At 37.4% G+C, this 24,782-nt stretch carries 17 protein-coding genes; 8 read left to right on the top strand and 9 right to left on the bottom strand.

What is annotated here, in order from left to right; translation table 11 throughout:
* Positions 1 to 5 precede the first annotated feature (5 nt).
* Complete coding sequence (locus tag BUE24_RS09440) at positions 6 to 539, bottom strand: hypothetical protein (RefSeq protein ID WP_084549479.1); 534 nt, start codon at positions 537 to 539, stop codon at positions 6 to 8.
* Positions 540 to 658: 119 nt separating this feature from the next.
* On the opposite strand from BUE24_RS09440, the gene BUE24_RS09435 reads away from it, so the two are divergent.
* Both BUE24_RS09435 and odhB read left to right on the top strand, forming a co-directional pair.
* The gene (locus BUE24_RS09435; RefSeq protein WP_073315746.1) at positions 659 to 3,433 is read left to right on the top strand and encodes a 2-oxoglutarate dehydrogenase E1 component; all 2,775 of its coding nucleotides are present in this window, start codon (positions 659 to 661) and stop codon (positions 3,431 to 3,433) included.
* Positions 3,434 to 3,500: 67 nt separating this feature from the next.
* Positions 3,501 to 4,727, top strand: a complete 1,227-nt coding sequence (odhB, locus tag BUE24_RS09430) for a 2-oxoglutarate dehydrogenase complex dihydrolipoyllysine-residue succinyltransferase (RefSeq protein ID WP_073315745.1) — start codon at positions 3,501 to 3,503, stop codon at positions 4,725 to 4,727.
* 68 nt (positions 4,728 to 4,795) lie between these two features.
* Here odhB and BUE24_RS09425 read toward each other — a convergent pair whose 3' ends face one another.
* The 4 genes from BUE24_RS09425 to BUE24_RS09410 all read right to left on the bottom strand — a co-directional run bounded on the left by BUE24_RS09425 (position 4,796) and on the right by BUE24_RS09410 (position 10,061).
* Positions 4,796 to 5,809, bottom strand: coding sequence for a 2-oxoacid:ferredoxin oxidoreductase subunit beta (locus BUE24_RS09425; RefSeq protein ID WP_073315744.1), 1,014 nt, complete (start codon positions 5,807 to 5,809; stop codon positions 4,796 to 4,798).
* 3 nt (positions 5,810 to 5,812) lie between these two features.
* Positions 5,813 to 7,666: a 2-oxoacid:acceptor oxidoreductase subunit alpha gene (locus tag BUE24_RS09420; protein WP_073315743.1), complete on the bottom strand. Its 1,854-nt coding sequence runs from the start codon at positions 7,664 to 7,666 to the stop codon at positions 5,813 to 5,815.
* 151 nt (positions 7,667 to 7,817) lie between these two features.
* Positions 7,818 to 8,741 carry a GYDIA family GHMP kinase gene (locus BUE24_RS09415; protein ID WP_073315742.1) on the bottom strand — a complete coding sequence of 308 codons (924 nt, stop codon included), beginning with the start codon at positions 8,739 to 8,741 and terminating at the stop codon, positions 7,818 to 7,820.
* Positions 8,742 to 8,744: 3 nt separating this feature from the next.
* Positions 8,745 to 10,061 carry a hydroxymethylglutaryl-CoA reductase, degradative gene (locus tag BUE24_RS09410; RefSeq protein WP_073315741.1) on the bottom strand — a complete coding sequence of 439 codons (1,317 nt, stop codon included), beginning with the start codon at positions 10,059 to 10,061 and terminating at the stop codon, positions 8,745 to 8,747.
* A 251-nt stretch (positions 10,062 to 10,312) separates the two neighbouring features.
* Here BUE24_RS09410 and BUE24_RS09405 point away from each other — a divergent pair, with 251 nt between their 5' ends.
* From BUE24_RS09405 to BUE24_RS09380, 6 genes are all read left to right on the top strand, one after another.
* The gene (locus BUE24_RS09405) at positions 10,313 to 12,484 is read left to right on the top strand and encodes a S9 family peptidase (protein ID WP_073315740.1); all 2,172 of its coding nucleotides are present in this window, start codon (positions 10,313 to 10,315) and stop codon (positions 12,482 to 12,484) included.
* A 39-nt stretch (positions 12,485 to 12,523) separates the two neighbouring features.
* Positions 12,524 to 14,083, top strand: a complete 1,560-nt coding sequence (locus BUE24_RS09400) for a peptide MFS transporter (RefSeq protein WP_073315739.1) — start codon at positions 12,524 to 12,526, stop codon at positions 14,081 to 14,083.
* Positions 14,084 to 14,099: 16 nt separating this feature from the next.
* A complete protein-coding gene (locus BUE24_RS09395) occupies positions 14,100 to 15,848 on the top strand; it encodes a peptide MFS transporter (protein ID WP_073315738.1) in 1,749 nt (582 codons plus the stop codon).
* A gap of 95 nt (positions 15,849 to 15,943) precedes the next feature.
* Complete coding sequence (locus BUE24_RS09390; RefSeq protein ID WP_073315737.1) at positions 15,944 to 16,483, top strand: thioredoxin family protein; 540 nt, start codon at positions 15,944 to 15,946, stop codon at positions 16,481 to 16,483.
* A 131-nt stretch (positions 16,484 to 16,614) separates the two neighbouring features.
* Positions 16,615 to 18,057: an amidohydrolase gene (locus BUE24_RS09385; protein WP_073315736.1), complete on the top strand. Its 1,443-nt coding sequence runs from the start codon at positions 16,615 to 16,617 to the stop codon at positions 18,055 to 18,057.
* Positions 18,058 to 18,266: 209 nt separating this feature from the next.
* Positions 18,267 to 19,553, top strand: a complete 1,287-nt coding sequence (locus BUE24_RS09380; RefSeq protein WP_084549467.1) for a serine hydrolase domain-containing protein — start codon at positions 18,267 to 18,269, stop codon at positions 19,551 to 19,553.
* A gap of 76 nt (positions 19,554 to 19,629) precedes the next feature.
* On the opposite strand, the gene BUE24_RS09375 is transcribed toward BUE24_RS09380, so the two are convergent.
* The 4 genes from BUE24_RS09375 to lpxB form a co-directional block, all read right to left on the bottom strand.
* Positions 19,630 to 20,469, bottom strand: coding sequence for a M57 family metalloprotease (locus BUE24_RS09375; protein WP_073315734.1), 840 nt, complete (start codon positions 20,467 to 20,469; stop codon positions 19,630 to 19,632).
* Between the two features lie 451 nt (positions 20,470 to 20,920).
* Positions 20,921 to 22,975 (bottom strand): ComEC/Rec2 family competence protein, encoded by a 2,055-nt coding sequence (locus BUE24_RS09370; protein WP_139241955.1) that lies wholly within the window; start codon positions 22,973 to 22,975, stop codon positions 20,921 to 20,923.
* A 108-nt stretch (positions 22,976 to 23,083) separates the two neighbouring features.
* Positions 23,084 to 23,608: a C40 family peptidase gene (locus BUE24_RS09365; RefSeq protein ID WP_073315733.1), complete on the bottom strand. Its 525-nt coding sequence runs from the start codon at positions 23,606 to 23,608 to the stop codon at positions 23,084 to 23,086.
* Positions 23,609 to 23,625: 17 nt separating this feature from the next.
* Positions 23,626 to 24,735: a lipid-A-disaccharide synthase gene (gene lpxB / locus BUE24_RS09360; protein ID WP_073315732.1), complete on the bottom strand. Its 1,110-nt coding sequence runs from the start codon at positions 24,733 to 24,735 to the stop codon at positions 23,626 to 23,628.
* Between the last annotated feature and the right edge of the window lie 47 nt (positions 24,736 to 24,782).

Raw genomic sequence — 24,782 nt, 5'->3', positions numbered from 1 at the left:
ATTTTCTAAAAAAACACTCTTACAAAAGGAGCATAAGCGGACCCATAAATGCTCTTGTCGTCATCATACAATACATCGTATCGTATACCGAAGCTTACAAAACCAGTTCGATAACCAGCACCCAGAAATAATGCAGGGTACCAATAATCATCTGTAAATGTTTGATTAGTAGTTTCTATACGTTGACTCACTCCCATTTGTTCAAATTCTGCGGACAGTTGAAACTCGGGAATGGGATTGAATAACCCAATAAGACTAGCACCATAATTGGTGCTTCTGCGTTCTTCATTAAAAACATCATCATCAAAAGTAGAGTATCCAAAACTAAGTCCTACACCACCACTAAACCATGGATTGAAATCGTAAATAGCTGCAGGAGCGATTACTGCATTAAAAGTGTCGTTGGTAAACCCAATTCCTATATTTCCACCAAATCGAACCTTTGACCAAAAATTTTCATTTTGCGCAGAAATGTTTTGTAAGGAAAATAAAACAAACGAAACTAAAACAAAACTCTTAATATTTTGAAAAGGAATCATAATCATGATTAATTTTATGAAAAATGTTGCATAAATATAGAGAATTCGATAGCCAATAAATTGTAATTGTTGTATTTTTGTAGCGTTTTGTCGTTAAAAAGACAACTGAATGCTTACTTATGGATAAATATTCATTTTTGAATGCGGCTCATACCGCATTTTTTGCGGAATTATATGACCAATATTTACAAAGCCCCGATAGCGTAGAGCCAAGTTGGAGGGCTTTTTTTCAAGGATTTGATTTTGGTTTAGAAAACGCAGACGGTTTTGGAGAAACCATCTATGTAGAAAAAGAAACCCAAGGAACGATTGCTGTTCCTGAAAATGTACAAAAAGAGTTTCAGGTAGTTCGTTTAATAGATGCCTACAGAACAAGGGGGCATTTGTTTACTAAGACGAATCCAGTACGAGAAAGAAGGAAGTATACTCCTACATTAGCCTTAGAGAATTTTGGATTAAGCCAATCAGATTTAAATACGGTTTTTAATGCTGGAGAAATTATAGGGATTGGTCCTAATACGCTAAGCAATATCGTAGTTCACTTAGAAAAGATTTATTGTGATGCTATTGGGATTGAATATATGTACATTCGAAATCCGGAAGAGCGTGAGTGGATTCAGGCCAGGGTAAATTTCAATACGAATAGAACAAAATTTTCTGCAGATCAGAAAAAACATATTCTCAAAAAATTAAATCAAGCTGTTTCTTTTGAAAACTTTTTGCACACCAAATATGTAGGTCAAAAACGTTTTTCTTTAGAAGGAGGAGAGTCTTTAATTCCTGCTTTGGATGCTTTGGTTGAAAAAGCTGCCGATTTGGGGGTAAAAGAATTTGTGATGGGAATGGCTCACCGTGGTCGATTGAGCACGCTGACAAACATTTTTGGGAAGAGCCCTAAAGATATTTTTAGTGAGTTTGATGGTAAAGATTATGAGGAAGCAGTTTTTGATGGAGATGTAAAATACCACCTGGGTTGGACTTCAAAACGAAAGACAGATAGTGGTAAAGATATCAATATGAATATCGCTCCAAACCCTTCGCATCTTGAAACGGTAGGAGCTGTTGTAGAAGGGATTACCAGAGCAAAACAAGATCGCCATTATCAAGAAAATACTTCGGCGGTATTGCCAATTGTTGTACATGGAGATGCGGCTGTTGCAGGTCAAGGTTTGGTTTATGAGATTGTACAAATGGCTAAGCTGGATGGATATAAAACCGGAGGAACTATTCATATTGTAGTAAACAATCAAATCGGATTTACTACCAATTATCTGGATGCTAGATCCTCTACGTATTGTACCGATGTAGGTAAGGTTACTTTATCTCCTGTGCTACACGTTAATGCCGATGATGCAGAAGCTGTTGTGCATGCTGCTAATTTTGCATTAGATTTTAGAATGACCTTTAAGCGTGACGTTTTTATAGATCTATTAGGATACCGTAAATATGGTCACAACGAAGGTGATGAACCTCGTTTTACACAACCTAAGCTATACAAGGCGATAGCTAAACATAGAAACCCTAGAGATATTTATGCTGAGAAGTTAATGGCCGAAGGGATTATCGATAAGGATTATGTGACTAAGCTTGAAAAAGAATACAAAGCTTCTCTAGAAGAAGAGCTTGAAGATTCTAGAAAACAAGAGAAAACGGTAATTACGCCGTTTATGCAAGATGAATGGGCAGGTTTTGAACGTGTTCAAGAAGATGAGATGATGGATGTGGTTAAAACTGCATATCCTAAAACCAAGCTTACTGAAATAGCAGAGGTAATTACAAAGCTTCCTTCAGATAAAAAGTTTTTACGTAAGATAGAGCGTTTAATTGAGAAACGACACAAGATGTTCTTCGAGACCAATGAATTAGATTGGGCGATGGGTGAATTATTAGCTTATGGATCCTTGCTTAAAGAAGGATATGATGTAAGAATGAGTGGGCAAGATGTAGAAAGAGGAACTTTTTCACACAGACATGGGGTTATTAAGGTGGAAGACAGTGAAGAAGAGGTAACTCTTTTAAATACCTTAAAAGGAGATCAAGGTGATTTCTATATCTACAACTCTTTGTTGTCAGAATATGGAGTATTAGGCTTCGATTATGGATATGCTATGGCAAGTCCAGATACACTTACCATTTGGGAAGCACAGTTTGGAGACTTCAGTAATGGAGCGCAAATTATGATCGACCAATATATTTCTTCTGCAGAAGATAAATGGAAATTGCAAAACGGAATTGTAATGTTACTTCCTCATGGTTATGAGGGTCAGGGAGCAGAGCACTCTTCTGCTAGAATGGAAAGATATCTGCAGCTTTGTGCCAAGGATAATATGTTCATTGCAGATGTTACAACACCGGCCAATATGTTCCACTTGTTACGTAGGCAAATGAAGGCCAAGTATCGTAAGCCATTGGTAGTGTTTACACCCAAAAGTTTATTGCGTGATCCAAAGGCAGTGTCTTCGGTAGAAGAATTTACTAAAGGAAGCTTCCAAACTGTTATAGATGATCCAGATGCAACTGCAAAAGACGTAAAATCTTTGGTGTTCTGCACAGGTAAGTTCTACTATGACTTATTAGAAGAAAAGGAAAAACAAGGAAGAAATGATGTGGCTTTGGTTCGAATTGAACAATTATTCCCATTACCAGCTGCCGAAATGGATAAGGTCATTAAAAAGTACAAGGCAGACGAAGTGGTTTGGGCACAAGAGGAGCCTAGAAACATGGGAGCGTTAAGTCATATGTTGATGCATTACGATGGCGCAAAAAGTTTTAGATTTGCAAGTAGAAGGCCTTATGGAGCTCCAGCTGCTGGTAGCGCAACGCGTTCTAAAAGAAGACATCAAGAGGTGATTGACTATGTTTTTGATAAAACAAAAGACAATCAAAGAAGATAAGTAAAATTAAGTAACTCATAGATAAAGAATTTCCGAAGGAAATTGTACAAAGGATAAATTCAGAATTATGGCTTTAGAAATGAAAGTCCCATCACCGGGAGAATCTATTACAGAAGTAGAAATAGCTCAGTGGCTCGTTGAGACTGGTGATTATGTTGAAAAAGATCAGGCAATTGCTGAGGTAGATAGTGATAAAGCAACCTTGGAACTTCCAGCAGAGGCTAGTGGTGTGATCACACTTATGGCAGAAGAAGGAGATGCGGTAGCTGTTGGTCAGGTAGTTTGTCTAATAGATACCGATGCTGCAAAACCTGAAGGAGGCGAAGCAAAAGCAGAGGCGGCTAGCGAAGCTCCAAAAGTAGAGGAGAAAAAAGAAGAAGCGCCAGCTCCGGCAGCACCAGCCAAAACAGAAACCTATGCTACAGGAACAGCTTCTCCTGCAGCCAAAAAAGTACTTGCCGAAAAAGGTATTGATGCTTCTCAAGTACAAGGAACAGGAAGAGATGGTAGAATTACCAAAGCTGACGCACTAGATGCTAAACCATCTATGGGTACTCCTGGTCCTGGAAGTAGAGGAGAAAGTCGAAAGAAATTATCAATGCTTCGTCGTAAAGTGGCAGAGCGTTTGGTTTCTGTGAAAAATGAAACAGCGATGCTTACTACCTTTAATGAGGTAGATATGCAGCCGATTTTTGATCTAAGAAGCCAGTATAAAGAAACTTTCAAGAGTAAGCACGGAGTAAGTCTTGGATTTATGTCGTTCTTTACACTAGCTTGTGTACGAGCGTTGAAACTATTTCCTGCGGTAAATTCGATGATCGACGGTAAAGAAATGATTTCCTTTGATTTTCAAGATATCAGTATTGCAGTATCAGGACCAAAAGGATTGATGGTGCCTGTAATTCGCAATGCAGAGAATTTGAGTTTCAGAGGTGTAGAATCTGAAGTGAAGCGTTTGGCAATACGTGCAAGAGAAGGTCAAATCACAGTTGATGAAATGACCGGAGGTACGTTTACTATCACTAATGGAGGGGTGTTTGGTAGTATGTTATCTACACCAATCATTAACCCACCACAAAGTGCTATTTTAGGAATGCATAACATTGTAGAGAGACCGATCGTGAGAGACGGGCAGATCGTAATCGCTCCTGTGATGTACGTAGCGTTATCTTATGACCATAGAATCATCGATGGTAAAGAATCGGTAGGATTCCTGGTAGCTGTAAAAGAAGCATTAGAGAATCCACAAGAATTATTGATGGATAATAATGTAACTAAGGCCCTAGAATTGTAAGAGCAAATAATTCTATATAGTAAAAAAACCTGTTAAATCAACTAACAGGTTTTTTTATGTCTTTTGTATTAAGTGATTTCATAAGTTTCTCCAGAAAAGAATAGATCATCGGTCTTAGTAAAGGAAGAATTTGACCGTACACGCTCTCGTTGTTCATTTTTTCTTTCTTCCAGAGTGATATCCTCATAACTTCTTATAATACCAGTCACTAAAGGGTATTTTAATCTTACTAGCATTTGATGCAGTGTTGGGTCCTGTTCTTTTGCATCATGGGTCAAAATGTCATTTTCGGTAATATTGTTTTGGCCAATGGTAACCACTTCAAGTTTTAAGCCGTTTAGGCGTAACCCTTTGTCTCGTTCTTTCCCAAAAATCATAGGTTTTCCGTGTTCAACAAAGAGTTGCTGATCTTCACGTACAGCCTTGTCTGTATATTTAGAAAAACAACCATCATTAAAAATCGGACAGTTTTGCAAAACTTCGATTAATGAAGTGCCTTTAAACTGTTGAGATTCAATAAACATTTTAGACATTTCTTTAGGTGTATTTCCTCCAATTCTGGCAAAAAATCGTGCCTGTGCACCCAATGCCAATTCTCCTGTAGAAAAGGGAGGTTGTGTATTGCCATAGGGAGAAGATTTTGTTTTTTGTCCAACTAATGAGGTAGGAGAGAACTGCCCCTTGGTCAAGCCATAAATTTCATTGTTAAATACGACGATATTAAGGTCCATGTTTCTTCGTAGTACATGAATAAAGTGATTTCCTCCAATGGCCATTGAGTCTCCATCACCAGTAATGACCCATACACTTAGGTTGGGATTAGCTAGTTTTACCCCGGTAGCTATTGCTGGGGCTCTGCCATGAATACTGTGCATGCCATAGGTGTTCATGTAATACGGAAAACGTGAAGAGCAGCCAATTCCCGAGATAAAAACAATATCTTCTCTTTTTAATCCCATTTCAGGAAGTGCATTTTGCATGGCTCTCAAGATTACATAGTCATCACAACCAGGGCACCATCGTACTTCTTGGTCACTGGCAAAATCCTTAAACGTATATTTTTTTGTATCTGTAGAGCTCATGGTTTATAATAGGGATTTGAATTTTTGTACGAGTTCCAGGTTTCCAAAGGGAAGTCCTTGTATTTTGTTGTATTGTACAATGTCTAGTTGGTCAAAATGAGCTTTTAGAATCGTTACGAATTGTCCGTTATTCAATTCGCATACTACTATCTTTTTGAATTTTGATAATACTTCTTTGGTGTTTTTTGGCATTGGATTGATATAATTGAAATGTGCTAACCCAATAGTGTTACAACCTTCTTCAGCAATTTGTTTTACCGCAGAGTACAAAGAGCCATAAGTGCCACCCCATCCCACAACCAAAAGATCTCCGGAGCTAGCAAACTCTGTAGTTAATTCTGGAATATAATTTTGCACACGTTGGATTTTTTCTGCTCTTATTTTGGTCATGTATTCATGATTATCCGGTACGTAAGAGACATTCCCGGTAATCTTATCTTTTTCTAATCCTCCAACTCGATGTTCTAGACCAGGAGTTCCTGGTACGGCCCAGTTTCTGGCCAGAGTATCATCATCTCTGTGGTAAGGATGCCATTCTTGATCAGAAGCTTGGATGATATTGGTTTTGATATCCGGCATATCTTTGGTGGTTTGTATCTTCCAGGGTTCGGATCCGTTGGCAATATAACCATCACTTAATAGGATAACCGGGGTCATATGTTCCAAAGTAAGTTTTGCCGCTTCGTAAGCAAATCTGAAACAGTTCCCGGGTGTGCTGGCAGCAATAACAATCACTGGGCTTTCCCCATTTCTACCATACATGGCTTGCAATAAATCCGATTGCTCGGTTTTGGTGGGTAAACCTGTAGATGGTCCTCCTCTTTGAACATTTACGATCACCAGCGGTAACTCGATCATCATGGCTAGGCCAATAGCTTCGGCTTTTAATGCTAACCCAGGTCCCGAAGTGGTAGTTATCGCCAAATTACCCGCAAAGGAGGCCCCAATGGCAGAGGTGATGCCTGCGATTTCGTCCTCGGCTTGTAATGTTTTTACTCCAAAATGCTTGTGTTTGGCAAGTTCATGGAGAATGTTTGAAGCTGGGGTAATCGGGTAGGATCCTAAGAAGAGTTCTAATCCTGTTTTTTCTGCAGCTGCCAAAAAACCCCAAGCAGTAGCAGTATTGCCCATGATGATTCTATAGGTTCCCGGATTCATCTTTGCAGGAGCAATCGTATAGGCGTTAGGGATTAGTTCTAAGGTTTCTGCAAAGTAATATCCCGCATTTAGCACTTTGGTGTTGGCTTCAACAATTTGAGGTTTGGATTTAAATTTTTTGTTGAAGAAATCTATAGTATAAGCTGTAGATCGATTATACATCCAATACACCATGCCCAACGCGAACATGTTTTTGCTTCGTACCATGCTCTTATTATCCAATCCTTCGAGATCTTTCAGCGCTTCTTTGGTTAAAGAAGTCATTTTGGCTTCGATCACTCTGTAATTTTCCAAACTTCCATCTTCCAAGGGGTTGGATTCATATTGAGCTTTTTCCAGATTTTTTCTGGTAAAAGCATCTGTATCAACGATAATGGTATGGCCAGGTTTTACTGCATGTAAGTTGGTTTTGAGGCCCGCAGGATTCATAGCGACCAATAAGTCTACATCGTCTCCTGGTGTGCTAATCTCTATGCTTCCGATATGCACTTGGAATCCAGATACTCCGTATAAGCTTCCTTGAGGCGCTCGGATTTCGGCGGGATAATTAGGAAAGGTAGCCACATCATTTCCAAACATGGCAGAAGTATCCGAGAATTGGGTGCCTGTTAATTGCATTCCGTCTCCAGAGTCCCCGGCAAACCTTACTACTACAGCTTCTAAGACGTTTTGAGTACCATCGGTTTTGTCTGTAGTCATAGGGATATGCTTCTTAAATTCACTTAAATTTATCAAAATTTAGGCAAATCATTACGAAGCAAGTGTCATATTTAACCTTACTTTTTAAAATGTTGTAATGAATTTAACGGGAATGAATTAGCTCATTGACCGTGTCGAAACCTTAGGGAGTCTAGGACAGTAGCATTTCTTCATAGGGCACTACAGTGGTGTATCCCTTTTTCTTGAAATAGTCCATGTCTTCAGAAGAACCGGTTGCCAGTACAAAGTCACCGCCCCATCCACCAAGACTCTTGATACTACCATGATAATCTGAGAAAAGCCTGGATTTTACAGTTTCTGTTTTGATGATTTTTGAAATAATTGCTTCGTGAGCTGAAATCAACTCTTCAAAAGTCTCAAGATCTGGACACTCCAGTATTTGTTGGGTGATCGCATTAACTTCGGATTCAGCTTTGTCGAATTCTTTTAACGGTAAGGATTGGTAGCGCTTAATAGAGTCTTTACTATCTTGTTTTTGATTGAGATAGACAAAAAACAGGTTGTTTTTGAATACAGGATCAAAAGGAGCTTCGGTTACTATAGGTTTTCCTTCTGTTCTTTTGTAGATGATAGGAGTGTCATTTTGAGCACATGCAATGTCATAACCACTACCTCCAAAGCTACTTTCTAAAAGCTCAAAAGCATTCACCTTTGCCCATTGCGCAATATTGTTAATCAAGGTAGAAGAAGAACCTAATCCCCATTCGCGATCAAATTCCAAGCGACTTTCAACGGTATAGCCACTACTAGTGGTCAAAAAAATTGGATTAAGATCCTTGGCGCTATTTAAAATGGTAAGCAACGTATCTGCAATAGGATCATTATGGGTATCGTCGGTGAGAGTAAGCCCTTTTTCGGTGATCAGGAAATTGGTTTCGAACCAACAATTTCCGTTTTCATCAAAACTTTGCCAGTGTATACCTTCGGTATCGGTTTCTTCAATAAATAGCCATTGCCCTTTTTGGGTAGGAATTGCTAATGCCTGAGCACCATCCAAAACAAGATACTCTCCGGTTAGTAATAATTTACCATGACTATAAAAGGACTTTTTCATTGGTTAGGACCTTAGTTTTTCAATTTGATTGGCTACTTCACTATGACTAACGGGATTTGTTTTAAAATATGCGATCAACTGCTCCTTTTCTGTGTTAGTCGCTTCAAATTGGTTAAGGATATTCATTAGGTGCATTTTCATGTGTCCTTGTTGAATTCCTGTGGTTATTAAAGAGTTTATTGCTGCAAAATTTTGGGCAAGACCGGCGACTGCCGTAATCTCCATAAGTTTCTTGGCATTAGGTTGTCCCAACAGCTGTAGGGATAATTTAACCAATGGATGTAGAGAGGTTAGTCCTCCTACCGTTCCCAAAGCAAGCGGTATTTTTATTGAAAAAACAAATTGATCGTCTTGGATCTCTGCATGTGTTAAGCTTTTGTACTTTCCGTCTTTTGCAGCATAAGCATGTGCACCTGCTTCGATAGCTCTAAAATCATTTCCAGTGGCCAAAACAACGGCATCAATACCATTCATAATACCTTTGTTATGGGTTACAGCACGATAGGGTTCTACTTCTGCAATTCGAACCGCTTGTACAAACTTCTTCGCATATTGTTTCGAAGATAAATCTACACCATTAGGAAGTTCGTTTATGGGACAAGAAACGGTCGCTTGTACAATACATTCAGGAACATAATTAGACAGAATACTCATGATGATTTCGATGTTCTTTTCGTGATCCGAGAAGTCATCATAAGTTTTGGCTTCAGCTACAAAAGTTTTAGCAAACTGTTCCAGGCACGAATTGATAAAATTCGCTCCCATGGCATCTACTGTTTCAAAGGTGCAATGTAGCTGAAAGTAATTTTCAATTTCGGTGGTCTTATCTTTTAGTACGATTTCTTTTACTCCTCCCCCTCTTTTCTCCATGTTTTTGGTGATAGAAGAAACAGCTTCTAATAATAGGGGTTTCGTCGCCGTAAAGAAACGCTGTAGTTTTTCGGAATCTCCTGCATACATAAAGTGTACCTGACCTACTTTGGTAGTTGCAATCACCTCGGCTTTAAATCCACCTCGATTTTGCCAGAACTTAGCTGCTTTACTGGCTGCTGCTACCACAGAACTTTCTTCGATAGTCATGGGTAGTGTGTAACGCGTACCATTGATCAAAAAGTTCGGAGCTACCGAAAATGGAAGATAGTAGTTAGAGATTGTGTTTTCTGTAAATTCATCATGAAGCTGTTGTAGCTTTTGATCAGAATTCCAATAGGTAGTAAGGGTATTTATGGTGTTTTGATCATTGTTGAAATGATGTTCTGCCAACCACTTTATTTTATCTGCTTTAGAAAGTTTAGAAAATCCAGAAACTACTGGTGCCATCTTGTAATGTAATTTAGTAATGGGGTCAAAGATACTATTCTGTTTTGTGATATTCACTATTCTTTGAATGTAGCAATTACAGAAACTTACTGAGTTTCATTGTGTAATTATTGTTTAAAAAGCTATTTGTTTAATGATCTGTTAAAAAAAAACACTTTAGCCCCCTTGATTTTATTGTATTTAACATCAATTGTTGTATTTTTCACGGATTTTTTAGTAATCTTGGCGTTAACAATTTATACCTCTATGATATGAAATTTACAAAATTGTTTTGTAGTATTTTACTATTTGTAAGTGTTGTCAGCATCGCACAGCAGAAGACATTCACTCTTAATGAGATCTGGGGAGGAGCTTTTAGAACTGAAGGTTTTCAGTCTTTGCACTCTATGAAAAACGGAACTCAATATTCAGTTTTAGAAAACGATCCTATCTCGGGAGCTACCAATATTCAAGTGTATGATTATGAAACAGGAGAGAAGGCCAAAACTTTGGTTACTTCTTCTTCTATAGATGGTCTGGCATCATTTCAGGGATACACCTTTAGTAAAGACGAAAATAGAATTTTGCTGGCAAGCGAGTTAGAGCAAATCTATCGCCGTTCTTCAAGAGGGATTTATCATATCTATGATGTGCCGTCCAATGGAGTTTTTAAGGTACATGACAAAAAAATTCAATCTCCATTGCTATCTCCTGATGGAAATAAAATAGCATATGTGCTGGATAATAATATTTACGTATTGAACTTCGCAACAGGGCAGGAGATACAACTTACCGACGACGGAAAGAAAAATGAGATCATTAACGGGATTACCGACTGGGTATACGAAGAAGAATTCTCGTTTGTAAGAGCCTTTGATTGGAGCGCAGACAGCAACAAAATTGCATTTTTACGATTTGACGAGAGAGAAGTTCCAGAATTTTCTATGGATGTATATGGGAAAGACTTATACCAAAAACAAGACGTTTTTAAGTATCCAAAAGCAGGAGAAAAGAATTCTAAAGTCTCGTTGTTTGTGGCCGATATAGGTGCAATGGCATTGGATGAGGTCAAACTGGGAGATTATAAAGATTTTTATATCCCAAGAATAAAATGGAGTGCTAATCCAGATATTTTGAGTGTTCAAGTAATGAACAGACACCAAAATAATCTGGATTTAATTTTTGTAGATGCCAAAACCAAGGCGCCAAAAGTAGTACTAAACGAAAAAGATGAAGCCTATATCGACGTTACTGATAACCTTACTTTTCTAGATGATAATAGTTTTATCTGGACTAGCGAAAAAGATGGATTTAACCATATCTATCACTATGCTGCTACCGGGGAGTTGATCAATCAAGTGACCAAAGGTCCTTGGGAAGTGACACAATATTATGGGTATGATACTAAAAACAAAAAAGTATTCTATCAAAGTGTAGAAAATGGAAATATCAATAGAGATGTATATTCTATTGGATTGGATGGAGCTGATAAGAAAAGATTGAGCGCCAAAGAAGGGTCCAATGATGCCGAGTTTAGTGCGGATTTTAGTGTGTATATCAGCTATTTTTCGAATGCAACAACGCCATATGAATATTCTTTGAATAATGGAAAAACAGGAAAAGTAATTCGAGAACTAAAGAACAACAACGCACTTACAGAAAAATTGAAGCAATACGATGTTCGTCCAAAAGAATTCTCAACGATCGAGATCAATGGAGAAACTCTGAATATGTGGATGATCAAGCCAAAAGATTTTGATTCTAGCAAAAAGTACCCATTGTTTATGTATCAATACTCAGGTCCTGGATCACAAATGGTGAGAAATTCCTGGAACAGAGCTAATGACTATTGGTATATGATGTTGGCGCAGCAAGGGTATATCGTAGCTTGTGTAGACGGTAGAGGTACCGGACTGAAAGGAGCAAAGTTTAAAAAAGCAACGCAAAATGATTTAGGAAATCTAGAAGTACAAGATCAAATAGCCGCAGCCAAGCAGTTAGGAGCATTGGATTATATCGATGCTTCACGAATCGGAATTTGGGGATGGAGCTACGGTGGATTTATGTCTAGCAATTGTTTGTTTAAAGCGCCAGATACTTTTAAAATGGCAATTGCTGTTGCTCCGGTAACGAGTTGGAGGTTTTATGATACCATATATACGGAACGATATTTGATGACTCCTCAGGAGAATCCTAAAGGGTATGATGATAATTCACCAATTAATTTTGTGGATGGTTTAAAAGGAAAATTCTTATTGGTGCATGGTAGTGCAGATGATAATGTACATGTGCAAAATACGATGCAATTGGTAGAAGCCCTTGTGCAGGCAAATAAAGATTTTGATTGGGCGATTTATCCTGACAAGAATCATGGGATTTATGGAGGTAATACAAGATTGCATCTGTATAACAAGATGACTCACTTCATTAAAAACAACTTATAAATCATTTAAGCTAATAAACTAAAATTAAACTAACATATAATGGCAAATACAGTTAAAGCAGCTCATCAAAAGGAGCTTTTTGGACATCCTATAGGTTTATATATCCTATTTTTAACAGAAATGTGGGAACGTTTCTCTTATTATGGAATGAGAGCATTATTGGTTCTTTACATGACTACAGAAACTATTGGAGATCCTAGAGGAGCAGGATTGGGATGGACAAGTAAAGAAGCTTTGGCACTGTATGGTTGGTATACGATGTTAGTTTATGTGGCGTCAATTCCCGGAGGAATGATTGCAGACAAACTTATTGGGCAAAAGAAATCAGTTCTTTTAGGAGCTATTGTCCTTTGTTTGGGGCATGGTGTTTTGGTCTTGACCGATATTTGGGCTTTCTACACTGGATTAGGATTAGTTATTTTAGGAGTTGGATTGCTTAAACCTAATATCTCTACTATGGTAGGAGGTTTATATAAAGAGGGTGATATTCGAAGAGATAAAGGGTTCAGTATTTTTTATATTGGAATCAATTTAGGGTCTTTGTTGGCTACTATGATCGTTGGATTGGTAGTTGCTAAATGGGGATGGCATGCAGGATTTGGTTTAGCAGGAATCGTAATGGTTATCGGATTAATAAATTACCTATATGGTCAGAAATACTTGGTTGAAGTAGGGAACTATGTTCCAACTAAAGCTGACGAAAATGAAGTTTCTTATGGTAAATTATATGCAAAATTATTCAAGTCACCTAAACAACTAGTTTTTACAGGAATTCTTCTTTTAGCTTCATTTTATGGTTGGTATACATTAGAATGGGGTTTTGGTTTGTTGTTTCTTTTCTTAACTGCGATTACAGCCTTGTTAATGATGATATACAAAGAGTTAGATACTCAAGAATTTAAAGATCGTTTTCTGGTTTTATTACTGTCATTTATTATGGTGATCATTTTTTGGGGAGCGTTTGAGCAAGCAGGTGGACTGATGAATTTATATACAGAAAGTAAGACCGATAGAAATCTGTTTGGATGGGAAATTCCAACTGTGATGTTTCAAAGTTTAAATGCAGGATTTATAATTTTACTTGCTACTGGGATTGCTAGTATTTGGGCAAAAAGAAAACTAAAAGGAAAAGAGGCATCTTCACTTTTTAAAATGGCATTGGGTATCATTATCATGGGATTTGGATTTCTGTTTATGGTATTTGCAGCAATGGAGTTTGATAAATCGGGGAGTTCTAGCATGATATGGTTAGTGCTTGCTTACTTATTTCATACAATAGGTGAATTATGTATCTCACCAGTAGCGTTATCATTTATTACCAAACTTGCACCCGTAAAATATGCTTCATTAATGATGGGAGTTTATTTTGCAGCAACCGGATTGGGTAATAAGGTAGCGGGAATTGTCGGGGAATCGGCAAGTGAATATGGGGAGCTTACAATTTTCTCAGGAATTGTAATCTTCACTGTGGTTATTGGATTGATTTTTATTGCACTTCTTAAACCGCTGAAAAGATTAACTCATGGAGTTGAAGAAAGTGAGCGTATTTTAAAACATGAAGAAGCCGAAGGATTCGAACTAGCTGACGCTTCAGAATAATTAATAATACCACTTTATGAGTACAGATATAGAAAACCTGTTTAAGGACAAGGTCCTAGGTCACCCAGCTGGTTTATTCATCATATTTTTTACTGAAATGTGGGAGCGATTTTCGTTTTATGGAATGAGAATCCTTCTTGTTATATTTCTTACAGCACCTTTATTTGGAGAAAATCCAGGGTGGGCCAATTGGCCGAGAGAACATGCTTTGGCATTGTTTGGTACATATGCTTCCTTACTGTATCTAACTCCTATATTAGGAGGGTATATAGCTGACAAGATCACAGGGTATCGTTGGGCAGTGGTCATTGGCTGTTTAATCATGACACTGGGGCATTTATCTATGGCTTTTGAAACTGAGATGACACTATATCTTGGACTCGCCTTATTAGTAATTGGGACAGGTCTTTTTAAACCGAATATTACTTCTATTATTTCTGAAATGTATAAAGGAAATGATGCTAAAAAAGATGGAGCATATACCATATTTTATATGGGAGTAAATGCAGGAGCATTTTTCGGAATAATGCTTTGTGGTTATCTTGGAGAGAACTACAGTTGGGCACTAGGTTTTGGATTGGCAGGAATTTTCATGTTTTTGGGGATGATTATGTTCTGGTTGGCTAGAAATTTATTCGGCGATATTGGAGCCAAACCCAACAAAGAAGCTAAAAAAGAAGTAGTACTGGAAGAAGGGGATAAACTAAATCCTTTTACCGCCTTAGATAAAGTTTTGATAGCGATTACAGCTGTTATTGGTTTTACTTGGCTGATTAACGATCCGATGTCTAAGATTGGAAACGTTAATTTATTTGATTTCTCTTTAGGAGGTTATGAGGGGCCAACAGTGATGATTGTATTTGCAGTTATTCTATTTGTTTATCTGATCATTTCGAGAATTCTTCGTTACAGTCATACCGTAAGAGATAGAATGTTTGCAGTTGCTATATTCGCGTTTTTTACGATTTTCTTTTGGGCAGCTTTTGAACAAGCAGCAGGGTCATTAAATATCTTTGCAAGGGATTATACGGCAAGAGACCTTTCAGGATCTTCGGCATTAATCTTTAAAGTGATTGATACCATTTTAACGGTAGTGCCTCTTGCGATAATTACCTGGGTGTTATATCTGGTATTTAGGAAGACGTTTTCCAAAATTGGTCTTTCGAATGTGGTATTATCTATTTCATTTTTGATCATCTGGGGTATTGTAATCTGGAAATTGAATAATGAATTTAGTAAGGATACTACCGAAGTGGGAGCTACCTGGTTCGGAATTTTAAACTCTTTTTTCATCATTGCTTTAGCGCCATTATTCTCAAAATGGTGGGAAAGTAAATATAATCCAAGTGCAGCCTTCAAATATGGATTTGGTCTAGGATTATTAGGATTTGGTTTTGCATTGCTGGCTTATGGATCTTCCGGAATTCCACAAGGGGCTCAAACTGCATCGGTAAGTATGGTTTGGTTAATCTTGGCCTATTTATTTCACACTTTAGGAGAATTGTGTTTATCACCAGTTGGACTATCTTACCTTAGTAAATTAGTCCCCGGAAGGATGATTGCATTCATGTTTGGTATCTGGTATTTGGCCATTGCAATTGGTCAAAAAGCGGCAGGTACATTAGGAGGAATGATCGATGAAGTAACTGCAAATTATAATTTGTCTACTTTTTTTCTGATATTTACGGTAGTGCCAATAGCAGCAGGAATTTTAATTATGTTGCTTAATCCTATTATGAAAAAACTCATGCACGGAGTGCGATAAATAATAATATACATCTTCACTCGTTTCCCAAAGACGGGTGAAGTTTTAAATAAGGAACAGTTTTTGTTTCCGACAAACTAGAAAAAAGAATACTAATGAAGAACCTACTTTTAATATGCGTGATGCTTTTGTGTGTTACTACCCAGGCGCAAGAGATCAAATGGATGTCTTTTAATGAAGCACTAGAGGCACAAAAAAAAGAACCGAGAAAGATTTTTATGGATGTATATACCGATTGGTGCGGTCCTTGTAAACTTCTGGATAAAAAAACGTTTCATAACAAGGACGTTGTTTCTTATGTAAATGAAAACTTCTACGCCGTAAAGTTTAATGCCGAAGGTACCGAAAAGATCGAGTACAATAATTTTACGTATACCAATCCTAACTATAAGCACGGTAGAAAAGGAAGAAATAGTCAACACTTTTTTGCCAATGCTTTAAAGATTTCAGGATATCCAAGTATTGTTTTCTTTGATGAGAATGGAGGATTAATTGCTCCCGTGGTGGGATATAAAACACCACAGCAATTAGAGCTGTACCTCAAGATGATTCATAGTGATGATTATAAGCAGTTAACCAGTGCTGATGCTTGGAAAAAGTATGAGAAAGCTTTCGTAGGTACATTTACGAATTAGAAATAAATAATAAGAGATAAATAAGCTCCTTTTCGTTTTTACGGAAAGGAGTTTTTTATTTGGAAAGCGAGAACCAAAGACAAAGAATTATTTAGTATCTTCAAAGCACACAACTCACAAACATCTTAATTATGATTCGGTTCAAACTATTCGTTGGTGCTGTGCTATGTAGTACACTTTTTTATGCACAACAATCCAAAATCAGTTCCAACAAAACTTCGGTAATAGAAGCAGTTGTAAAACAAGAAAAAAAGATGATCACCATGAGTGATCAAATATGGGGATTTGCCGAAACTGCCTTTCAAGAGAAACAATCGGCCAAGGTACTAGCAGATTATGCCGAGTCTCAGGGATTTACTGTAGAACGTGGAGTGGCAGATATACCTACAGCTTTCGTGGCTTCTTATGGTAGTGGTTCTCCGGTCATTGGGATTTTGGGAGAGTTTGACGCGTTGCCTGGGATATCGCAAAAAGCACAACCTACCAAAGAACCTTTGCAAAAAAATGCTGGAGGCCATGGATGTGGACATAATCTGTTTGGAGTGGCTAGCTTATCTGCCGCAGTAGCTATCAAGGATTTGATCAAACAAGGAAAGATAAAAGGGACCGTAAAGTTTTTTGGTACTCCTGCTGAAGAGAAGTTTTTTGGAAAATTGTTTATGGCAAGAGCTGGATTGTTTGAAGGCCTTGATGTTTGTTTGGATTGGCATCCTTCAGCAAAAACTAAAGCTGATGTGCAAAGTTCGTTGGCCTTGGTGGATTTTATCGTAGAATTTAATGGCCAGGCAGCTCATGCGTCTGCGGATCCCTGGAATGGAAGAAGTGCTTCGGACGCTTTGGAGTTGTATACCACCGGGATTAACTATTTGAGAGAGCATATCAAACCCACCGTACGTATACATTATGATATTCAAAAAGCAGGAGATGTGGTGAATGTAGTTCCTGATTACTCCAGAATATGGATACGCGTAAGAGATACAAAACGTGAGGGTATGGAAGAAGTATGGAAACGTGTAGAGAAAATGGCTGAAGGAGCCGCTATTATGGCAAATGTAGATTATAAAGTTAGTTTGGTTTCCGGATTACACGAGATATTGGTGAATAGAGCAGGAGGGAAAGCCATGCAAAAAAACTTGGAGTACTTGGGAGAAATCCAATATACCAAAGAAGAATTGGCATTTGCTTATAAAATACAAGAGGGAACCGGGAAACCTCAAAAAGGAATAGACGCCAAAATAAACCCTTTGGAAGAGACAAAAGAACATCCCGGTGGTGGTTCTACAGATGTGGGGGATGTGAGTTGGTTGGTTCCGGTTGTGCGATTAGGAGTTACTACGGCTCCAATTGATACTCCTTGGCACTCTTGGGCTGTTGTTGCATGTGGAGGAATGTCTATTGGTCATAAAGGGATGATTCAAGCGTCAAAGGCGCTTGCTATGACTATGGTTGATATGTATGATGACGAAAAATTAGTCGAAGAGGTCAAAAAAGAATTTAAAGAAAGAAAAGGAGATTACGTCTATAAAGCCATCCTTCCTGATGGTCCTCCTCCTATTCCTACGGCTTCAAATTAAACTTTACATAGCTAAAAGAAGCATTAGGAAGATCAGTTTTCGGATTTATTAACCTTTTATACAATTAATTAATAAGTTTTTCGTTACCTACAACGTAAACCCAAAAATACCCAAATTGGAAGAAAAATAGAAAAAATGTGTATTTCAAAGATGATTTTGTTGTTTTTGTCGATGTTTTTTCTTTTTTTTGACACCAATAAACCTACTTAATGAAAAAAATCTTCACCCTAGCTACCCCAACTATGTTGTTCATAGGCTTACTCTTTTCGTTTATGCCTACGAAACAACCGCAGTTACCAAAACAAGAACAGGCGGTGCTTTTACCGCAACCACTTCCAGAACCAGTTTTAGCGTCTGATTCATTTAAGAAAAGAATAGCAGATTCTATTCAAGCGTATTTTGATGAAGCAGTACAGAAAAAACAAGTTGTCGGTGCTTCAGTTGCTGTTGTAAAATGTGATTCTATTATCTATGCAGATGGTTTTGGTAGTAGAAACAGCAGACTAATGGATAATGTAGATAAAGAGACGATCTTTAGAATTGGATCTGTATCCAAAGGATTTGCTGGAATCTTGACAGGAATTCATGTACAGGAAGGACTCATCAATTGGGAGGATAAGATTATCAATCACATTCCTAATTTCAGATTAGCCAGTGCTGCACAAACCAAAAAAGTAACCCTGTCTCATGTGCTTTCGCATACTTCAGGATTGCCATATCATAGTTTTACGAACCTTGTAGAAGCTGGAGTTTCTTTAGACAACATCGCCAGTAGATTTAATGAAGTGCGTCCACTTCAGGAACCAGGTTATTTCTATAATTACCAAAATGCCATTTTTGCGTTAAGTGGTGAAATTATTGAACGGGTTACCCAAAAACCTCTTTTTGAAGTTATTCAGGAAAAAATATTTGACCCTCTTGGGATGGATAGAGCTTCTGCTACTTACGAAGCTTTACAAGGAGATACTAATATTGCATTACCGCATCAACGGTTACGATATGGATGGAGACCCATGCGTCTAAACAAAAAGTATTATGGAGCGGTTGCTGCAGGTGGTATTAATGCCAGTGCAATGGATATGGGACAATGGATGAAGTTTTTGTTGGGGAATAACCCAGAGGTGCTTATGCCTAAAACTATGGAAAAAGTATTTAGTCCAGTAATACAAGTAGGAGGAAGAAGAAGTTACTACCAGCGATGGCCAGGATACGTAAGTTCACATTACGCACACGGTTGGAGAATCCACACTTTTAAAGATCAAGAAACAGAGCAATTGCAAAAGGTAATTCATCATGGAGGAAGTGTAAATAATTTCCGAAGCGAAATAGCGATTTATCCAAACGAGGATTTAGGGATTTGTGTGCTATTCAATAGTCCAAATAAAATGGCAAAAGATTGTATCCCTAAAATCCGTCAAATCATAAAGGATATCCTTAATTCAAAAGAGGTTATTGAGGAAGATAAAAATTTAAAAGAAGCATTGGTGATGTTGTAATTAACCTAAACCATTTTATATATAATAAAGGCTATCCATTAATGGATAGCCTTTTTTTAGATACTACCTCCTGTGTTTAATATAATATATTGAGTGATTGAATATCTGATGAAGAAAATTCACCATCTTCATTTGGACCAAAGCAAGCAAGCATAATAGAATCTTCATAGAAGGATAACGGAGTTCCAGGAATCCATATCGCTGGAGATTCTGCAGGAAGAGGTCCTGTATAGTTACAACTTTGGCGATTGAACCAGTCCTGATGTCTAAATCCAACGCAATGACCAATTTCATGACCCATTACATGTTCGTTTACGTTGGTGGTAAAACTATCCATCCCAGAATTAATCCGTACATAACGGTACGGTCGTCCATTGCTGCTAGGAAACCCTGCAGACGCACCACCACTAGAATTATTGACCTTATAGACAATGATATCTGCAGCAGCAGTATTGGTGCCAAAGGTCAAATTAAAATTAAGTGTATTTGGTAGTGCATTGTAGTTAGCAACAGCCCAGGATAAAGCAGTTTGCATCTTTGAACTTAGTGCTGCCCCACCACCGGTGTACCCAAGGATTCGAATATTTCTGAAAGCGGGAGCAACAATATTTGGTGTACGATACTGCTTGTTTCCATCTTCCAGAGCGCCTAATTCGGCATAATCATCTAGTCCATCATAAGGAATAGTAATATCACCCGAAACGAAATGTTTGGTGGTTGTACCATCAAAAGATGGAATATCTTCAATAGTTACATTATCGATATTTATCCCCATATTAAAGAGCTTCTCTAGCTCTGCCTTGGTAGGTTGTACAGCTACTTCTTCTGGTAGCTCATTTTTGGTCTCTTCTTTTTGACATGAAGTGATGCCCCCGGCAACAATTATACATGCCATTAATAACCTGAATTTTCTCATTGTTGTAATGGTTTTAAGAATGTGTATTTAATTAGTTAGAAGCCCCATAAAAGAGATGAAGTGTGCATTCTTAAATAGAAACAATTTTATCTACACTATGTTTCTTACCTATCAAGATGGTTGTATCCTAATGACACTATGTTAATTATCGGATTCTAAATTTTCGGGGTAGTATCAAATAAGCTTGGTTTGATTTTTCGGGTTCAAAGATATTTCTCGTTTATGAATAACAAAACAGTTTGAAGAAGATTCGGAGCTTGTCTTTTTGTAATTTTTTGGTAATCAGTGTTTTAAATTTTAATTTGTAGTTTATTAACCCAGAGAAACAGGGTAATTAGCGGATTATTAGCTGGTTAAATACCCCGATGATTTTTCAGGGTTTAGGATATTTGATTTGCTGTTAAAACCGTAAATAATCGTAAGATGATAATGTTGAATTAAAGATAGCGCATCATTTTAATACAAATGCACCATCTCGATCTGTACGATGAAAAGGAATATCTCCGTCTGCACAAGTTTTCTCCCAACGATCTATAAAATTTCTATAATTGCTACCATCTGCAACGAGTTGTTTAGGATTCAGGCTGTCTATTATACGTTCTAAGTGAATTCTTGGCGAACCCGATAAGAGTAAGATGTCTGAATCCTGGAAATGTTGAGTATATATAAATGTACTATCGATGACCATTAGAGTTCGCTTCTTATGTTGATATTGATGTTGAAAAGTATCATTTTGCTTCAGAACAGCTCTTTTTTTTATCAAATAATTAGAAAAGAGGAAGTTTTGGGTATTATCGGTAATAGGAGATTTGGCATTCAATATTAGTTGTTGATGTTCTAATCGTCCGATTACAGTATTCCCAAATTGATGAAAAATAACCAATTCATTTTGTTGGGCAGCTTGATGTTTTTCAAATGCGATGACTAACACTATGATTATTGTTACGGTTCCTAGAACAAAACCCTTGTTGAAAAGTACTTTTTGAAGCGCCAGACTGGTAGCGATAATTAAGGTGTAAGAAAGAATTAGTAATCTCCAAGAAAAAGAAATATTGGTAAGCACAAAATTGCTTTTTGAGGCAACCCAGGAGACACTTTCATTCATAAAATCGATACCATACCCAAATATTGTAACAAGCGGCTCTGGTAATATTCCTATTGAAGCTAGAACGATAACAACCACTCCCAATCCCAGAATACCACCTAGAAATGGAATGATAATCAAATTGGAAACAAAAAATAACAATGGGAATTGATGAAAGTAGAATATAGTGAGTGGTGCCAATCCTAATTGAGCAGAAATAGTTACGGTAAGCGTTTCCCAAATTTTTTTAAGTAAGAAATTGGGAGGAGTATACCATTTTGAAAATATGGGTTGTAGGTAAACTATTGAAAAGACAGCCACATAGCTAAATTGAAAACCAATAGAAAAAAGTAATAAAGAATGAAAGCAAAGTAAAACAAATGCCGATAAGATCAATGTGTTATAAGTGCTGGTTGTAGACCCTATTTGCATCCCTATGGTAAGAAAAGAAAACATAGTTACGGCTCGCAACACCGAAGGGGATAACCCAGCAATGATGGCAAAAAACCAAAGAAATATCAATAACAAAACTGTTTTGAGAACCTTTCCATTTTGATGAAACCTTTCTAAAGGTCGCAATACAGTATTGAGAAGTAATAATAAGATCCCTACATGCAATCCCGAAACGGCTAAGATATGCATGGCTCCGGCATCACGATACGATTGTATGGTTTGTTGATCGATATCTTGTCTTTGGCCTAATAATAAAGCTTGGATTACGGCCAGTTGTTTTGTGGAAAATGAGTAGGTCTTTAGTTTTAAGGTAATGTGTTTTCTAACCTGATCTGCCAGTCGGAAAATAGATAGAGTAGAGGTTGAATCTTGAACTAATTGTGATGGGTGTAATTTGATTTGATGGGTGATATATTGTTTTTTTAAGTATGTAGCATAATCAAATTGATCAGGGTTTAATGCTTTCGAAATCGATTGTATTTGAGTAAATGTGGTATAACAATTACCTATATCCAAATGATTATGAAGGCTATCCTTTGGAAGGAGCAATAGCAACTTTCCTTGGGTTGACTTACCGTGGATAATAACAATATCAACGACGTATTTTTGATAATAAGAAGTAGATTTTAATCGTTCTTTAACGCTAAATTTTACACCTACAGATTGCTGTAGTTGTTTTTTTGGAAGTAGTCTTGAATAGTGGTTTGATCGATGCAATGGATTGTGTAGGTTGACCAGTGTTATTCCAAATATTATGAACATCACAATGGCGCTGGCTACAAAACCCCAACCTTGCTTAAATGGTTTTTTGGATTTCCACCAAAACAGAGTGAGCATCGCTATCGAAATACAAAGACCTATTAAGGTTGGAATAACAGCTATGCAGAAATAGTGACCTATCACTATTCCAACAATCAAGGATATAGTGATAATAAGTAAAGGTGTATTAATTGACTTTGGTTGCTGCACCAGAAATATGATTTGCAAAATGTATCACGCAATAATACAAGCTGCTAGTTTCATATTTCAGAACTCGTAGTTCGGATTAATCTATATTATTTTTCTGAAAAACAAGATTTATAACACCCTGCGAGCCCATGCAAAAGCCTTGTTCCAATAGGCTTCGTCAAGACTCGAAATGATAACACCTCTGGATGTGGATGCATGAATAAATTTGATAGTGCCTCTGGTTTCTACAACAAGTCCTACGTGTGAGATGACATTCTTTCTTTTGTTGGTTTTAAAGAATAACAGATCCCCAACAGCTACTTTTTTTAAAGCAATAGCTTTTCCTTGAGTAGCCATAGTTTTTGAAGTCCTGGGGAGAATCACATTTTCTTTTTTGAAAGAAGTATATACCAATCCAGAACAATCCATACCTTTTTTGGTAGTACCGCCATATTTGTATTTGGTTCCGCTGAAAGATTTGGCGTGACTAATAATACTTTTGATCTTTTTGTCGTTGGGATTCTTTTTTGAGGTAGTCTTAGTGGTTTTCTTGGTATTTTGAGATATTACGGCCTTTTTTTTGGAAGAACTACCGCAAGAGGTCAAAAATAAACCCAAGGTTAATATTAAAAAGTAGGTAATTGTTCTTTTCATTTGGGGGAGTGTTTTAGTTATCTATGAGCGTCGACAATTAATTGAGCTGCTTTATCGTTTGCACCACGTCCGCCAAGTCGTTTTTCAAGGTCGTAATAGTCCAAAAACATCACGGCTCTTTGATAATCGTCTACTATTTTGGTAAGCTCTTCTTTTAATCGTTCAGCATTAAAATCATTTTGAATAAGCTCCGTAACTACGGGTTTATCCATGATCAAATTTACCAATGATATGTAATCAAGATTAATGATACGTTTTGCAATTTGATAGGAAATATAACTTCCTTTATAACAAACCACTTGTGGGACTTTAAACAAGGCAGTCTCTAGCGTAGCGGTTCCCGAAGTCACCAAAGCGGCATTACTAAGGCTTAGTAGATCATATGTTTCGTTCATTACAAGATGAACTCCTTTCTTTTTGATAAACGGAGCATAAAAAGATGCTTCCTGACTGGGAGCACCACCAATAACAAATTGATACGCTGGGAAATCATCCACTATAGTCAGCATAGTCTCTAACATTTTTTTGATTTCCTGTTTACGACTCCCAGGTAATATTGCAATTATAGGCCGATCATCCAGTTGATGTTTTGTCTTGAACTCTTCTGGGGTAATTTGTTCATGATTGTTGATCGCATCGATAAGTGGGTGTCCTACGAAATGAACCGGATAATCATATTTGTCGTAAAAATCTTTAACGAATGGTAATACCACATACATATAATCCACATAGGCCTTTATCGTTTTGATACGCCCTTCTCTAGATGCCCAAATTTGGGGACTTATATAGTAATGAGTGGTAAATCCATGCTGTTTTGCCCACTTTGCTATCGGAAGATTAAACCCTGAGTTGTCGATCAAAATGAGCACATCTGGTTGATATGCTTCAATATCCTTTTTACAATGTTTAATAAACCCTAGAATCTTGCGTAGGTTAAGGAGTATTTCTATAAACCCCATAAAAGAACGCTCCTTATAATGTTTTACCAATGTGCCGCCAACGGCTTGCATAAGATCCCCTCCCCAAAATCTAAATTCTGCTTTAGGGTCTTCGATAAGCAAGGATTTCATTAAGTTAGAACCGTGTAAATCCCCGGAAGCTTCTCCTGCAATTAGGTAATATTTCATCTGTTCTTTTTTTGTTGCTTTTAATTGTCAGATATCATTCGCCACTT

Source organism: Aquimarina spongiae (assembly GCF_900141785.1).
Classification (GTDB): domain Bacteria; phylum Bacteroidota; class Bacteroidia; order Flavobacteriales; family Flavobacteriaceae; genus Aquimarina; species Aquimarina spongiae.
This window is presented reverse-complemented; position numbering and strand designations above follow the sequence as displayed.

Bases quoted from the DNA above. Each gene is read 5' to 3' on its own strand.
- BUE24_RS09390 (WP_073315737.1), top strand. From the start codon at position 15,944: ATGAAGAACCTACTTTTAATATGCGTGATGCTTTTGTGTGTTACTACC.
- BUE24_RS09385 (WP_073315736.1), top strand. From the start codon at position 16,615: ATGATTCGGTTCAAACTATTCGTTGGTGCTGTGCTATGTAGTACACTT.
- BUE24_RS09420 (WP_073315743.1), bottom strand. From the start codon at position 7,666: ATGACTACAGACAAAACCGATGGTACTCAAAACGTCTTAGAAGCTGTA.
- BUE24_RS09425 (WP_073315744.1), bottom strand. From the start codon at position 5,809: ATGAGCTCTACAGATACAAAAAAATATACGTTTAAGGATTTTGCCAGT.
- BUE24_RS09395 (WP_073315738.1), top strand. From the start codon at position 14,100: ATGAGTACAGATATAGAAAACCTGTTTAAGGACAAGGTCCTAGGTCAC.
- BUE24_RS09375 (WP_073315734.1), bottom strand. From the start codon at position 20,469: ATGAGAAAATTCAGGTTATTAATGGCATGTATAATTGTTGCCGGGGGC.
- lpxB (WP_073315732.1), bottom strand. From the start codon at position 24,735: ATGAAATATTACCTAATTGCAGGAGAAGCTTCCGGGGATTTACACGGT.
- BUE24_RS09415 (WP_073315742.1), bottom strand. From the start codon at position 8,741: ATGAAAAAGTCCTTTTATAGTCATGGTAAATTATTACTAACCGGAGAG.
- BUE24_RS09400 (WP_073315739.1), top strand. From the start codon at position 12,524: ATGGCAAATACAGTTAAAGCAGCTCATCAAAAGGAGCTTTTTGGACAT.
- BUE24_RS09365 (WP_073315733.1), bottom strand. From the start codon at position 23,608: ATGAAAAGAACAATTACCTACTTTTTAATATTAACCTTGGGTTTATTT.
- BUE24_RS09380 (WP_084549467.1), top strand. From the start codon at position 18,267: ATGAAAAAAATCTTCACCCTAGCTACCCCAACTATGTTGTTCATAGGC.
- BUE24_RS09440 (WP_084549479.1), bottom strand. From the start codon at position 539: ATGATTCCTTTTCAAAATATTAAGAGTTTTGTTTTAGTTTCGTTTGTT.
- BUE24_RS09410 (WP_073315741.1), bottom strand. From the start codon at position 10,061: ATGGCACCAGTAGTTTCTGGATTTTCTAAACTTTCTAAAGCAGATAAA.
- odhB (WP_073315745.1), top strand. From the start codon at position 3,501: ATGGCTTTAGAAATGAAAGTCCCATCACCGGGAGAATCTATTACAGAA.
- BUE24_RS09405 (WP_073315740.1), top strand. From the start codon at position 10,313: ATGAAATTTACAAAATTGTTTTGTAGTATTTTACTATTTGTAAGTGTT.
- BUE24_RS09435 (WP_073315746.1), top strand. From the start codon at position 659: ATGGATAAATATTCATTTTTGAATGCGGCTCATACCGCATTTTTTGCG.